Here is a 13,076-nt window from a genome sequence, read left to right as displayed (position 1 = left end):
CCCGGGGGTCAGGCGCGGAGCGTGCCGGCGCCGCCGGACGCCACGTCCTCGACCGTGCCGTCCCGGACCACGTCCGGGATGTCGTCGCTCGTCGGCCGCAGGACCGGGGCGCCCGGCACGGACAGCGTGAGCACCGCCTCCTCGACGTACTGGCTCTGCTCCAGCGAGTCCTCGATCCGGCGGAGCCGAGCGGCCACGTGCTCCTCGGTGTCGTTGCCGACGAGGTCGACCGCGGCGACGAGGTAGACGCGGGACGGCCCGACGAACTCGAGGTGCAGGTAGCTCACGCTCTCCACCTGCTCCCGGGCGAGCAGCTCGACGAGCACGGCGTTCTCGAGCTCCGGGGACGTGCTCTCCCCGAGCAGGAACCGGCGGTTGCGGTCGATGAGGACGATCGCGACGACCCCGAGCAGCAGCCCGACGGCGATGGACCCGATCGCGTCGAACACGGCGAGCCCGGTGACCTGGTGCAGGAAGACCCCGAGGAACGCGATGACCAGGCCGACCAGGGCGGCGGCGTCCTCGGCGAACACGGCCCGGAGCGTCGGGTTCGAGGACTGCAGCACGTGGCGGAGGACCGGGACCCGGCGCTTCGTCGCGGCGCCGCGGGCCTGCCGGAACGCCTGCAGGAAGCTCGTGCCCTCGAGACAGAACGACACCGCGAGCACGATGTAGTTGAGGGTGACGTCCTCGGCCGGGCCGGTGTCCCCGAGCTCGCCGATGCCGTGCGTGATGGAGACGATCGCGCCCGCGGTGAAGAGCCCGAACGCGGCGAACATCGACCAGATGTACGTCTCGCGGCCGTACCCGAGCGGGTGTCTCGCGTCGCGCTTCCGGGCACCCCGCCGTTCCGCGACGAGCAGGAACACCTCGTTGCCGGTGTCCGCCCACGAGTGCGCGGCTTCGGCGACCATCGACGCCGAGCCCGACACGAGGGCGGCGACCGACTTCGCGATCGCGACGAGCAGGTTCGCCCCGAAGGCGATGAGGACGGTGAGCAGCGACTCGGGCTTCTGCTGCGAGGACGAGGCGTCCGGAGCGGTCTCCGGGGCCTCGGGGGACGACGACGAGGGCATCGCTCCAGCATGCTCCCGTCCGGTAGAGTCGGTCCCACAGGCATCGATCCGGCCATCACCGGGGAGCCTCCCGGAAGAACACGGCACCGACGGGGTCGTCACTAGAACCGGGCGGGTTCGGGACCGACACCACCCCGACGCAGAGTGGTCACGAGCAGGCGTTGCGCGCCGGTCCGTGGCAAGCGAGGTGGTACCGCGGAGCGCAGGCTCCGTCCTCGTGGTCCAGTTCCACCGACCTCCAGGAGCCTCCCGTGCGGTACCCGCTGAACTCCGAACCCGACGGCGTGACCCCGTCCCCGTCCTTCCCCTCGGTCGAGGACGGCATCCTCGCCTTCTGGAAGGGCGACGACACCTTCCGTGCCTCCATCGCCCAGCGCGAGGGCTGCGACGAGTGGACCTTCTACGACGGCCCGCCGTTCGCCAACGGCCTGCCGCACTACGGCCACCTGCTGACCGGGTACGCGAAGGACGTCTTCCCGCGCTACCAGACCATGCGTGGCAAGCAGGTGCACCGCCGCTTCGGGTGGGACACCCACGGTCTGCCCGCCGAGCTCGAGGCGATGCGGCAGCTCGGCATCACCGAGAAGCACGAGATCGACGCCATGGGCATCGACGTCTTCAACGCAGCCGCCAAGCGATCCGTCCTGCAGTACACCGACGAGTGGCAGCAGTACGTGACTCGTCAGGCGCGCTGGGTCGACTTCGAGGACGACTACAAGACGCTCGACGTCACGTACATGGAGAGCGTCCTCTGGGCATGGAAGACGCTGTGGGACAAGGACCTGGCGTACGAGGGCTTCCGGGTCCTGCCGTACTGCTGGAACGACCAGACCCCGCTGTCGAACCACGAGCTCCGCATGGACGACGACGTCTACAAGATGCGTCAGGACCAGTCCGTCACGGTCGCGTTCCCGCTGACCGGTGCGCGTGCGGAGGAGCTCGGGCTGACCGGCGTCCGCGCCCTCGCCTGGACGACCACCCCCTGGACGCTGCCGACCAACGCCGCGCTCGCGGTCGGTCCGGCGATCGCGTACGCGGTCCTGCCGGCCGGGCCGGGAGGCGCGGCTGACGGTGGCGCCGCCGGTTCCGCGACGTACCTGCTCGCGTCCGACACGGTCGCCGCGCACGCGAAGGACCTCGGCTACGCCTCGGCCGAGGAGGCCGTCGACGCCGTCAGCCGGACGATCGAGGGCCGGGAGCTCGACGGCGTCACCTACGAGCGCCTGTTCGACTTCCTGTCGGAGACCGAGGGCATGGAGAACGGCTGGAAGGTCCTCGTCGCCGAGTACGTCGAGACGGGCGAGGGCACCGGCATCGTGCACCAGGCCCCGGCCTACGGTGCCGACGACCAGGAGGTCTGCGCGGCCGCGGGCATCCCCGTGGTGCTCTCCCTCGACGAGGGCGGCCTGTTCACGTCGCAGTTCGGCGAGGTCGCCGGGATGCTCTGGTCCGACGCGAACAAGCCCCTGACGAAGGCCGTCCGTGACGCCGGCCGGCTCCTCCGCCAGGCGTCGTACGAGCACAGCTACCCGCACTGCTGGCGCTGCCGCAAGCCGCTCATCTACAAGGCCGTCTCGTCGTGGTTCGTCCGCGTCACCGAGTTCCGCGACCGCATGGGCGAGCTGAACCAGGACATCACCTGGGTGCCGGACAACGTGAAGGACGGCCAGTTCGGCAAGTGGGTCGGCAACGCCATCGACTGGTCGGTCTCCCGCAACCGCTACTTCGGCACGCCCATCCCGGTGTGGGTGTCCGACGACCCGGAGTACCCGCGTCAGGACGTCTACGGCTCGCTCGAGGAGATCGAGCGCGACTTCGGCCGCCTGCCCCGCAACGCCGAGGGCGAGGTCGACCTGCACCGGCCGTTCATCGACGAGCTGACACGGCCGAACCCGGACGACCCCACGGGGCGGTCGACGATGCGACGGATCACCGACGTGTTCGACGTCTGGTTCGACTCCGGCTCGATGCCGTACGCCCAGGTGCACTACCCGTTCGAGAACCGGGAGTGGTTCGACACCCACAGCCCGGCCGACTTCATCGTCGAGTACATCGGGCAGACCCGCGGCTGGTTCTACGTCATGCACGCGCTCTCGACCGCGCTGTTCGACCGTCCGGCGTTCACGAACGTGATCAGCCACGGCATCGTGCTTGGGTCCGACGGGCAGAAGATGTCGAAGAGCCTGCGGAACTACCCGGACGTGTCCGAGGTGTTCCACCGCGACGGCGCCGACGCGATGCGCTGGTTCCTCATGTCGTCGTCGGTGATCCGCGGCGGCAACCTCGTCGTCACCGAGGAGGGCATCCGACAGGGCGTCCGCGAGTTCCTCCTGCCGCTGTGGTCGACGTACTACTTCTTCACCCTCTACGCGAACGCCTCCGGCGATCAGGGGTACCGAGCCACCCGCAGCACCGCGAGCACCGACGTGCTCGACCGGTACCTCCTCGCGAAGACCCGCGTGCTCGTCGCCGATGTCACGACGCACCTCGACGCGCTCGACACCCCGCTGGCCGCGCAGGCGATCCGCGACTTCGCCGACGTGCTCACCAACTGGTACGTCCGGCGGTCGCGGGACAAGTTCTGGGCCGGCGCCGAGTCCTCCCCGGAGGCCCGTGCCGCGTTCGACACGCTGTTCACGGTCCTCGAGACGCTCGCCCGGGTGGCGGCGCCGCTGGCACCGCTCGTCACCGAGGAGGTCTGGAAGGGCCTGACCGGTGACCGCAGCGTGCACCTGACCGACTGGCCGTCGGCCGACGAGTTCCCCGCGGACGACGCCCTCGTCGCGGCGATGGACCGCGTGCGGGACGTCGCGTCGAAGGGCCTCGCGCTCCGCAAGGCGACCGGCAAGCGCGTCCGTCTGCCCCTCGCCACCCTGACGCTCGTCGTGCCGGACACCGCGGCCGTCGAGCCGTTCGCGGACATCCTCCGCGACGAGCTCAACGTCAAGCGCGTCGTGCTCGAGCAGCAAGCCGAGGAGTCCCTGGCGCAGTACGGCATCGAGCGGAAGCTCACCGTCAACGCTCGCGCTGCCGGCCCCCGCATCGGCAAGGCCGTGCAGCAGGTCATCCCGGCCGCCAAGCGGGGCGACTGGACCGCGACCGAGACCGGCGTGACCGTCGGCGGCGTCGACCTCGTCGAGGGCGAGTTCACGCTCGACCTCACCGTGGCCGACACGTCCAAGGCCGTGGCGTTCCTCGACGGCGGCGGGTTCGTCGTCCTCGACACCGTCACCACGCCGGAGCTCGAAGCCGAGGGCATCGCCCGCGACGTCGTCCGTGCCGTGCAGCAGGCCCGACGCGACGCCGGTCTCGACGTCGGTGACCGCATCGTCCTGACGCTCCGTGCGGACGAGACGGCAGCAGCCGCGATCGGCGTGCACGAGACGCTCATCGCGAACGAGACCCTCGCCGGCGGAGTACAGGTCGTGCCCACGACGTTCGGTCAGGACGAGGACACCGTCGCGGTCGGCGACGAAGCGAAGGTGACCGTGGAGGTCCAGCGCGCATGAGCGACAGCAACGAGTACGAGGTCCCCGCGGAGGACGCGGACGGGATCGAGATCCCCGTCGGTCCGGCGGGCGACACCGCTCCCGGCGAGGAACTGCCGTACGGCGGGGACGACGACGAGGTCCGGCGGGTCGAAGCGGCGCTCATGGCCCGGATCGGGGAGCAGGCACCCGAACGGCGTCTGACCGCGACCCGTCGTGCCGTCGAGCTCCTGGGCGACCCGCACCTGGCGTACCCGGTCATCCACATCACCGGGACGAACGGCAAGACGTCGACCGCCCGGATGACCGAGAGCATCGTCCGCGCCCACGGGCTCCGCACCGGACTCATGACGAGCCCGCACCTGGTGTCGATCCGGGAGCGCATCGTCATCGACGGCGAACCGATCGAGCCGAGCCGGTTCGTCGAGAACTGGGACGACATCACCCCGATCCTCGAGATGACCGACGCCGAGCTCACCGCGAAGGGTGAGCAGCCGCTGACGTTCTTCGAGGCGCTGACCGTGCTGGCGCTCGCGTGCTTCGCCGAGGCACCCGTCGACGTGGCCGTGATCGAGGTCGGCATGGGCGGCGAGTGGGACTCCACCAACGTCGTGCAGAGCCAGGTGCAGGTGTTCACCCCGATCGCCATCGACCACGCGAAGCAGCTCGGCAGCACCGTCGCCGAGATCGCCCGGACGAAGTCGGGCATCGTCAAGCCGTCCTCGTCCGTGGTCACGAGCGCGCAGACGCCCGAGGCCCTCGCGGAGCTCGAGCGCGCGGCCGAACTCACCGAGTCGGCCCTCGCGGTGGAGGGGTCGGCGTTCCGGGTCACGAGCGACACCCCGGCCGTCGGCGGGCAGCTCGTCAGCGTGCAGGGCATCGCGGGCGCGTACGACGACCTGTTCGTGCCGCTGTTCGGCGCGCACCAGGCGCACAACGCGGCCGTCGCGATCGCCGCGGTCGAGTCGTTCCTCGGCCGCGGCAGCCAGGCCCTCGACGAGGACGTCCTCAGCGAGGGCCTCGCGAACGCGACGAGCCCGGGCCGCCTGCAGCCGATCGCGACCGGGCCGACCGTCGTGGTCGACGCCGCGCACAACCCGCACGGTGCCAAAGCCCTCGCCGACGCGCTGCCGGTGGCGTTCCCGTCGGAGCACGTCGTCGGCGTCGTCGGGATCCTCCGCGACAAGGACGCCCGCGGGTTCGTCCGTGCGCTCAAGGACACCGTCGCGACCTTCGTCGTGACGCAGCCGCCGGGGGAGCGTGCACTGGACGCGGACGAGTTCGCCCGGGTCGTCGTCGACGAGGTCGGCAACGACCGGGTCGTCGTCGAGCCGTCGCTCGCCGGCGCCCTGCAGGAGGCCCGTGACCTGGCCGACGACGCGGACGCCGAGGACGCCATGGTCCTCGTCGCCGGGTCGATCGTCATGGTGGGCGCGGTCATGGACCTGGTGCACCGGGAAGGCGGGACGAAGTGACGGACGCAGGGCGTGCCTCCCGGCCGCCGCGTGCACCCCGGGTCCGACGCCCGCGTCGTGACCGTGGTGCCCGCGAGAGCCTGCTCTCGATCACGCTGGGCCTCGAGGCGTTCATGTTCTTCTTCCCGATGCTCGTCGTCTACGGCAAGCACACGCTGCCGGCCGCCGTCGCCTTCGGCGGGGGCATCGCGGCGATCATCGTGCTCCTCCTCGCGTCCCGGATGACCGGTTCCCGGGCCGGTGTAGGGTTCGGATGGCTGCTGCAGGCGGCCATCCTCGCCACCGGGTTCATCGAGCCCTTCATGGTCGTGGTGGGCCTGGTGTTCCTGGCGTTGTGGGTCTTCTGCTTCGTCAAGGGCGGTCAGCTCGACCGGCAGAACGCCGCCCGTCGCGCCGCACTCGGCGAGGACTGATCCATCCCACCTCGAACCGCAGGGAGTCCCGCTGTGTCCGAACTCGAAGAGACCCTCGTCCTCGTCAAGCCCGACGGCGTCGCCCGCCAGCTCACCGGTGAGATCCTCCGCCGGATCGAGGCGAAGGGCTACGAGATCGTCGACCTGAAGATGCTGACCGCGCCGCGCGAGCTGCTCGACAGCCACTACGAGGAGCACCAGGGCAAGCCGTTCTTCGAACCGCTCGTGGAGTTCATGCAGTCCGGCCCGCTCGTCGCCGTGCGCGTCGCGGGCAACGGCGTCATCGCCGGTTTCCGCTCGCTCGCCGGCACCACCGACCCGACCTCGGCCGCCCCCGGCACCATCCGCGGTGACCTCGGTCGCGACTGGGGTCTCAAGGTCCAGCAGAACCTCGTGCACGGCTCCGACTCGGCCGAGTCCGCCGCCCGCGAGCTCGGGCTCTGGTTCGCCTGATCCGACTGACCTGTCCCGGTCCGACGGTGTCCGACCGGGACGACGACGGCCCCCGCACTCCTCGGAGTGCGGGGGCCGTCCTCGTACCGGCGCTCGGGTTACTTCGCGGACGCGCCGTTCGCCTCGACGAAGGCGGCGAACGCCTGGGCGTCGGCCCACGAGTTCGTGCCCTGGCCGTTGTACTGCTTGCCGTTGACGATGACGGTCGGGGTGCCCGTCAGCTTCGGCAGGTCGGAGTTCGGCAGCGGCTCGGTGAGCGCGCGGTTCGTGGCGTCGGCGACCCAGCCCGCGAACTCCTGGTCGGTGATGCAGGACTGCACCTTCTCGTTCGTCGCGCCGGCCTGCTTCGCGATGTCGGCCAGCTTGTCGTTGCTCAGCCCGCGGGTGTTCTCCGACGGCTGGTTCTCGTAGAACGCGCTGTTGACGTCGAGGAAGGCCTCCGGGTCGTAGTTCGCGACGCAGGCCGCGGCGGCGGCGGAGCGGGTCGAGTACTTCGAACCGAGCGAGGCGCGGTCGAGCAGGTTGAACGGGTGCACCTCGAGCGTGGCCGTGCCGTCCTGGACCCACTGCTTGATCTGGTCCATGTTCCCGGTCTCGAACTGGTTGCAGATCGGGCACATGTAGTCCTCGTACACGGTGATGTTCGTGACCGAGTCGTCCTGCTTCGTCGGCGTCGGCTCCCCGCCCTCGGGGATGGCCTTCGTCTCGACGGGCACGATCTTGCCGCTCTCGCCGGTGAGGACGATGCCGTCGCTCGCCATGTTCTTCGGCCCCGGGCCGACGGGCTGGATCGAGTTCGCGATCACGAGCACGACGACCGCGACGACCGCGAGCGACCCGACGATGATCGCGCTGATCGTCAGCGTCTTGTTCCGACGCCGGCGGGCCTGCTCCTTCTGGCGGGCCTCGCGGGCACGCTCGCGCGCAGCGTTCCGGCGCGCCTTCTTGCTCTCGTTGTCGCTCATCGGGAACGAGCGTAATGCCAGCGGGCGTCGGGACCGGGCCCTGGCGCTGGGAAGCACCCCGGAATCCGGTGACACGTCATCTCTTCGACCGCTGCGGGCGTCAGAGCGTCGTCAGCACCGTCGGGAACTTCACGAGGATCACCACGACGATGAACAGGTAGTTCGCCAGCGGGAACGCCCAGCAGAAGGGCAGCAGCGCGCGTCCGACGCGACGGGCCCCGTCACCGAAGGGCAGGTTCCCCTTCGCGAGGTTCCAGATCGTCAACACCCAGAACATCGGGATCGTCATGGCCCAGACGAGCATGCACCAGGGGCAGAGATAGCCGATGAACCAGACGGTCTGCGTGAACAGCCAGGTGACGAAGACCCAGGCCAGGAACACGCCCGCGTTGAAGACCGTCCAGAACCACCTCGTCCCGCGGAAGCCCGCGAGGAGCACCACGCCGACGGCGATCGGGGCGACGAAGCCCATGAGCCCGAGCAGCGGGTTCGGGAACCCGAACAGGTGTCCCTGCGCGCTGGCCATGACGTTCGAGCAGTTCACGAACGGGCTGACGTCGCAGGACAGGACGGCCTTCGGGTTCTCGTACTTCTCGAACTCGTCCAGGACCAGTCGGAACGCCGCGTACAGCCCGACCACGCCGGTGACGAGCAGCAGGATCGCGACGGCGACGGGGCGGCGGGGAGCGACAGGCGTGGAACTCACGGCGTCATCTTCGCACGGGGCTCCCGGCGTTCTCCGTGACCGCGTGCGATGATGGGGGAGTCACCCGGCCGATCCGGGCGACGACGAGAACTTGCCGGGCCACCGCCCGGACGTGATGGTGCTGTGAGAGAGCACCGTGACCGGACGACGCGTCACCTCCGACGCCGAGCCGCCGTGAGCCGGGTGCCCACGACGACGGACGCGGAGAAGACGGACCGGTCACGCAACAGCAGCGAGCGCGGGGGCGGAGTCGCCGCCCGCACCGAAACGAGAGAATTCCCGCCACCCACCGGGTGCGTGCGGGGTCGAGGAGTGCACCAGTCCATGGTGGATCAGAACGAGAACCAGAACCAGAACCAGAACACCGACGACGCGCCGAAGCGCCGGACCCGCCTCTTCGGCGGCCGTCGCGCCCGGTCGGGCGGCCTGGAGGCCCACGAGCCGTCCGACGTCGCAGCGGACGCCGTCGACACGGACGGTCCCGACGCCGCGGCTGACGACGTCGGGGAGACGGCCGACATCGCCGAGGCGGTCGACGTTGCCGAGACGGTCGACGTCGTCGACGGCGCGGACGTCATCGACACCGCCGACGTGACGGACACGGCCGAGGCGGACGTCGAGCAGACGTCAGAGGCCGACGAGCTCGTGCTCGACACCGCCACCGGTCCCGTGCCCGTCGCGGTCGACACGTCCTCGGGTGCGGGCACCGCGCCCGACGACGTCAGCACCCTCACCGGGGACGCCACCGTCGCGGACACAGCCGGCACCGCCGCGCAGGACGAGACGGCTGCGCAGGACGAAACGGCTGCGCAGGACGAGACCGCCGGCCAGGACGACACGGTGGCCGGTCCGGACGGGACCGGTTCCGCACCGACCGCCGGCGCGGCGGACGCGGGCGACGAGGCGGACGCGGAGCGGGCCTCCCGTCCGGACCGGACCGGCGAGACGGCCGAGCCGACGCCCGCCGAGCCGTTCGTCCCGAAGGCCACGAGCACGCTCAGCCTGATCTTCCACGCCCCGGTGTTGCCCGACCTGCCGGCCCGCCCCGAGCGCGACCGCTCGGGCCGCGACCGGTACGAGCGCAGTGAGCGTCCGGAGCGCGGCCGCGGTGACCGCCACGACCGCGCGGACCGTTTCGACCGCGACGACCGGGACGACCGCCCCGAGCGGACGGAACGTCCGGACCGGAGCGACCGCTGGGACGACGAGGACCGTGACGAGCAGGGTGGCGGCCGTCGTCGCACCCGCCGACGGGGGAGCAGCAGCGACCGCGAGCAGGCCGAACCCCGCCGCCGCGAGCCGGAGCTCATCACCGAGCCGCAGCGCATCAAGGGCTCGACCCGCCTCGAGGCGAAGAAGCAGCGTCGTCGCGACGGCCGTGACGCCGGGCGCCGTCGCCAGGTCGTGACCGAGGACGAGTTCCTCGCCCGTCGCGAGAGCGTCGACCGGCAGATGATCGTCCGGTCGAGCTCCTCCACGATCGAGATCGGCGTGCTCGAGGACAACGTCCTCGCGGAGCACTACGTCACGAAGTCGCAGAACGTCTCGCTCATCGGGAACGTCTATCTCGGCAAGGTGCAGAACGTCCTGCCGTCGATGGAGGCCGCCTTCGTCGACATCGGCCGCGGCCGCAACGCCGTGCTCTACGCCGGCGAGGTCGACTGGAACTCGGTCGACACCAGCCACGGTCGTCGCATCGAGGCCGCCCTCAAGCCGGGCGACAAGGTCCTCGTGCAGGTGACGAAGGACCCGGTCGGCCACAAGGGCGCCCGCCTCACCAGCCAGGTGTCGCTGCCGGGCCGCTACCTGGTCTACGTACCGAACGGCTCGATGAACGGGATCTCCCGCAAGCTGCCGGACACCGAGCGTGCCCGTCTCAAGAAGATCCTCAAGGAGGTCCTGCCCGAGCACGCCGGCGTCATCGTGCGCACCGCCGCCGAGGGTGCGACCGAAGACCAGCTGACCCGCGACGTGCAGCGCCTCACCAGCCAGTGGGAGGCCATCGAGAAGAAGGTGCAGAACGGGCAGGCCCCGGTCATGCTGCACTCCGAGCCCGACCTGCTCGTCAAGATCGTGCGCGACGTCTTCAACGAGGACTTCACGAAGCTCATCATCGACGGCGAGTCCGCCCGCCAGACGATCGACGAGTACCTCACCGCCGTGGCGCCGGACCTCAAGGACCGCGTCGAGCTCTACGACGGGCCGGACTCGTTCGAGGAGTACCGGCTCAACGAGCAGATCGAGAAGGCGCTGGACCGCAAGGTCTGGCTGCCCTCCGGTGGGTCGCTCGTGATCGACCGCACCGAGGCCATGACGGTCGTGGACGTCAACACGGGCAAGTTCGTCGGCTCCGGGGGCAACCTCGAGGAGACGGTCACGAAGAACAACCTCGAGGCCGCCGAGGAGATCGTCCGTCAGCTCCGCCTGCGCGACATCGGCGGGATCATCGTCGTGGACTTCATCGACATGGTGCTCGAGGAGAACCGCGACCTGGTCCTCCGTCGCCTCGTCGAGTGCCTGAGCCGCGACCGGACGAAGCACCAGGTGGCTGAGGTCACCTCGCTCGGCCTCGTGCAGATGACCCGCAAGAAGATCGGCGTGGGCCTGCGCGAGTCGCTCGACGAGGTGAACGCGAAGGTCAACGACAACAACGCCGACCCCGGTCCGACCAAGGGTCGCCGCAAGGCGCGCAGCGGCAACGGCAACGGCAACGGGTCGAACGGCGGCAACGCCACGACCGAGCAGAAGTCGTCGACACACCAGATCACCGACGACGTGAAGCACGCGCTGTCCCGGATCGCGGCGTCCACCATCACGCACGACGAGTCCGGTGCGCCGCTGACCGGCATCGCCGCGACGGTGTCGCCGGCGTCCCCGGTGTCGGTCGCGTCGCCGACCTCGCCGGTCGCCCCCGCGGCGGAGACGCCGGCCGAGTCGACGGGCGGGTCGAAGCGGCGCCGTCGTCGCGGGAGCCGAGCCGGGGATCTGCAGCAGGCACCGGCGCAGCAGGCTCCGGTCGCCGAGCAGGCGTCGACGCTGGAGACGCCCGCGCCCGAGGCCGTCCTGCCCGGCACGACGGCCGGCGCCGACACGACCGACACGCAGCCGGAGGTCCCGGCCCCCGCGGAGCAGCCCGTCGCGCCGGCACCGGTTGCGCAGCAGCCCGCCGTGTCCGAGCCGGCTCCCCAGGCCGCACCGAAGGAACGCCCCGCGGGTCGTCGTCGGGTCAGCTCGTCGGCTGCGATCACGCCGGCCGACACCACGGTCGCTATCCTCGACATCCCGGTCGGGGTCGCCAAGCGCGAGCCGCGACGGGTGAGCGAGGAGGCCGCCGAGTCGCTGCTCGACTCGGTGCTGCAGGCGCTCCCGGAGCCGAAGCAGCCCGGTCAGGGTCGTTCCCGCTCGCGTCGCGTGTCCTCGGGCAGCATCAGCGCACCGGCCAGCCCCGCCGGGACCGACGGCACCGAGGACGACGGCACCGTCATCGTCGGACGGTGAGGTGACCGACGAGCAGCCGACGGCTGGTCGCGGCCCGGTCCCGGGTCACGACCAGCCCGGTCCGGGCTGGGGTGCGGTCCCGCCGCCGGGGTCGCACGTCGGCCCGCCTCCGGCCGCCCCGGTCCGCGCCGCCGTCGTCCCACCGGGCGCGTCTCCGCTCGCGACGACCGGGGCCGCCCTGACGGTGGTCAGCGTCGTCCTGGTGGAGTTCGTCGCGGGTCTGGTGGGCCTGGTCGGCACGAGCACGATCGTCGGGCCCTTCCGGAGCCACGGCGGGACGAGCCTGGTGGAGGCGTTCGTGCAGAGCGTCTTCGTCACCCGGTTCCCGTTCCACCTGGCGGCGTTCCTCGTGCTCGCCTTCCTCGTGCCCGTCGTGCCGCGGGCGCCGCTCCCCGTGGTCCTGCTCCGCGTCCTGCTCGCCGGTGCGGGCGGGACCCTCGCCCTCGCACTCGTGGGCCTCGTCCACGGGATGGCCGAGGCCGCCGGGCAGGGGACCGTCGGGCAGGCCCTCGGGCGCCTGCTCGTCGACTCCGTCACCACGCCGGTGCAGATCGGGCTGCCGCTCGCGCTGATGTTGCTCGGCTCGTCGACGGTGGCGTGGCTGTGGCTCGGACGTGCACGTCGCCGTCCGGAGGGAGCCCCGCGGGCCTGACGACCCGTCCGGAGGCCCACTGGCCGCGTGCCGGCACCCGCGGTCGTCGGCAGCAGACGGTCGTGTCAGCGGCGCTTGTCGCGCTGCGGCACCCGCAACCCGCTCGCGATGAGCCGCAGCACCAGCTCGCGGCCGGTCACGGGGGAGGCCCCGGACGCGACGAGTTCGTCGTACCGGGCCTGCGGCACGTCGTAGTGGTCGTGGTCGAACGCCCGTCGCGGGACGCCCGCGCGGTCGGCGAAGGCATGCAGCTCGTCGTAGGATGAGTCACTGACCAGGTGTGACCAGAGCGTGTCGTGCGCGGGCCAGGCCGGGGGATCGATCAGCACGGTCATCCCGCCATGGTACGT

10 protein-coding genes are annotated in these 13,076 nt (G+C 71.0%); 6 read left to right on the top strand and 4 right to left on the bottom strand.

Annotated elements, in window-relative coordinates; all coding sequences use genetic code 11:
* Window positions 1-8: 8 nt before the first annotated feature.
* A complete protein-coding gene (locus tag DEJ16_RS00655) occupies window positions 9-1,076 on the bottom strand; it encodes a cation diffusion facilitator family transporter (RefSeq protein WP_110823824.1) in 1,068 nt (355 codons plus the stop codon).
* A gap of 251 nt (window positions 1,077-1,327) precedes the next feature.
* On the opposite strand from DEJ16_RS00655, the gene ileS reads away from it, so the two are divergent.
* The 4 genes from ileS to ndk are packed head-to-tail and all read left to right on the top strand — an operon-like array spanning window position 1,328 to window position 6,905.
* A complete protein-coding gene (gene ileS, locus DEJ16_RS00650) occupies window positions 1,328-4,585 on the top strand; it encodes an isoleucine--tRNA ligase (RefSeq protein ID WP_110823825.1) in 3,258 nt (1,085 codons plus the stop codon).
* Window positions 4,582-6,039: a folylpolyglutamate synthase/dihydrofolate synthase family protein gene (locus tag DEJ16_RS00645; RefSeq protein ID WP_110823826.1), complete on the top strand. Its 1,458-nt coding sequence runs from the start codon at window positions 4,582-4,584 to the stop codon at window positions 6,037-6,039. The genes ileS and DEJ16_RS00645 overlap by 4 nt, the downstream gene beginning before the upstream one ends.
* Window positions 6,036-6,452, top strand: coding sequence for a DUF4233 domain-containing protein (locus tag DEJ16_RS00640; protein ID WP_110823827.1), 417 nt, complete (start codon window positions 6,036-6,038; stop codon window positions 6,450-6,452). Before DEJ16_RS00645 ends, DEJ16_RS00640 begins: the two co-directional genes overlap by 4 nt.
* Before the next feature lie 33 nt (window positions 6,453-6,485).
* The gene (gene ndk, locus DEJ16_RS00635; RefSeq protein ID WP_110823828.1) at window positions 6,486-6,905 is read left to right on the top strand and encodes a nucleoside-diphosphate kinase; all 420 of its coding nucleotides are present in this window, start codon (window positions 6,486-6,488) and stop codon (window positions 6,903-6,905) included.
* Between the two features lie 98 nt (window positions 6,906-7,003).
* Here ndk and DEJ16_RS00630 read toward each other — a convergent pair whose 3' ends face one another.
* Both DEJ16_RS00630 and DEJ16_RS00625 read right to left on the bottom strand, forming a co-directional pair.
* Window positions 7,004-7,870, bottom strand: a complete 867-nt coding sequence (locus tag DEJ16_RS00630; RefSeq protein WP_110823829.1) for a thioredoxin domain-containing protein — start codon at window positions 7,868-7,870, stop codon at window positions 7,004-7,006.
* Between the two features lie 100 nt (window positions 7,871-7,970).
* The gene (locus tag DEJ16_RS00625) at window positions 7,971-8,576 is read right to left on the bottom strand and encodes a vitamin K epoxide reductase family protein (RefSeq protein ID WP_110823830.1); all 606 of its coding nucleotides are present in this window, start codon (window positions 8,574-8,576) and stop codon (window positions 7,971-7,973) included.
* A 324-nt stretch (window positions 8,577-8,900) separates the two neighbouring features.
* Here DEJ16_RS00625 and DEJ16_RS00620 point away from each other — a divergent pair, with 324 nt between their 5' ends.
* Window positions 8,901-12,074, top strand: a complete 3,174-nt coding sequence (locus DEJ16_RS00620; protein ID WP_110823831.1) for an Rne/Rng family ribonuclease — start codon at window positions 8,901-8,903, stop codon at window positions 12,072-12,074.
* Window position 12,075: 1 nt separating this feature from the next.
* Window positions 12,076-12,726, top strand: a complete 651-nt coding sequence (locus DEJ16_RS00615; protein WP_110823832.1) for a hypothetical protein — start codon at window positions 12,076-12,078, stop codon at window positions 12,724-12,726.
* A 65-nt stretch (window positions 12,727-12,791) separates the two neighbouring features.
* Here DEJ16_RS00615 and DEJ16_RS00610 read toward each other — a convergent pair whose 3' ends face one another.
* Window positions 12,792-13,061: a DUF4031 domain-containing protein gene (locus DEJ16_RS00610; protein WP_110823833.1), complete on the bottom strand. Its 270-nt coding sequence runs from the start codon at window positions 13,059-13,061 to the stop codon at window positions 12,792-12,794.
* Window positions 13,062-13,076 lie beyond the last annotated feature (15 nt).

Source organism: Curtobacterium sp. MCJR17_055, from assembly GCF_003224335.1.
Classification (GTDB): domain Bacteria; phylum Actinomycetota; class Actinomycetes; order Actinomycetales; family Microbacteriaceae; genus Curtobacterium.
This window is presented reverse-complemented; position numbering and strand designations above follow the sequence as displayed.

Bases quoted from the DNA above. Each gene is read 5' to 3' on its own strand.
- DEJ16_RS00610 (WP_110823833.1), bottom strand. From the start codon at position 13,061: ATGACCGTGCTGATCGATCCCCCGGCCTGGCCCGCGCACGACACGCTC.
- DEJ16_RS00645 (WP_110823826.1), top strand. From the start codon at position 4,582: ATGAGCGACAGCAACGAGTACGAGGTCCCCGCGGAGGACGCGGACGGG.
- DEJ16_RS00620 (WP_110823831.1), top strand. From the start codon at position 8,901: ATGGTGGATCAGAACGAGAACCAGAACCAGAACCAGAACACCGACGAC.
- DEJ16_RS00655 (WP_110823824.1), bottom strand. From the start codon at position 1,076: ATGCCCTCGTCGTCGTCCCCCGAGGCCCCGGAGACCGCTCCGGACGCC.
- DEJ16_RS00630 (WP_110823829.1), bottom strand. From the start codon at position 7,870: ATGAGCGACAACGAGAGCAAGAAGGCGCGCCGGAACGCTGCGCGCGAG.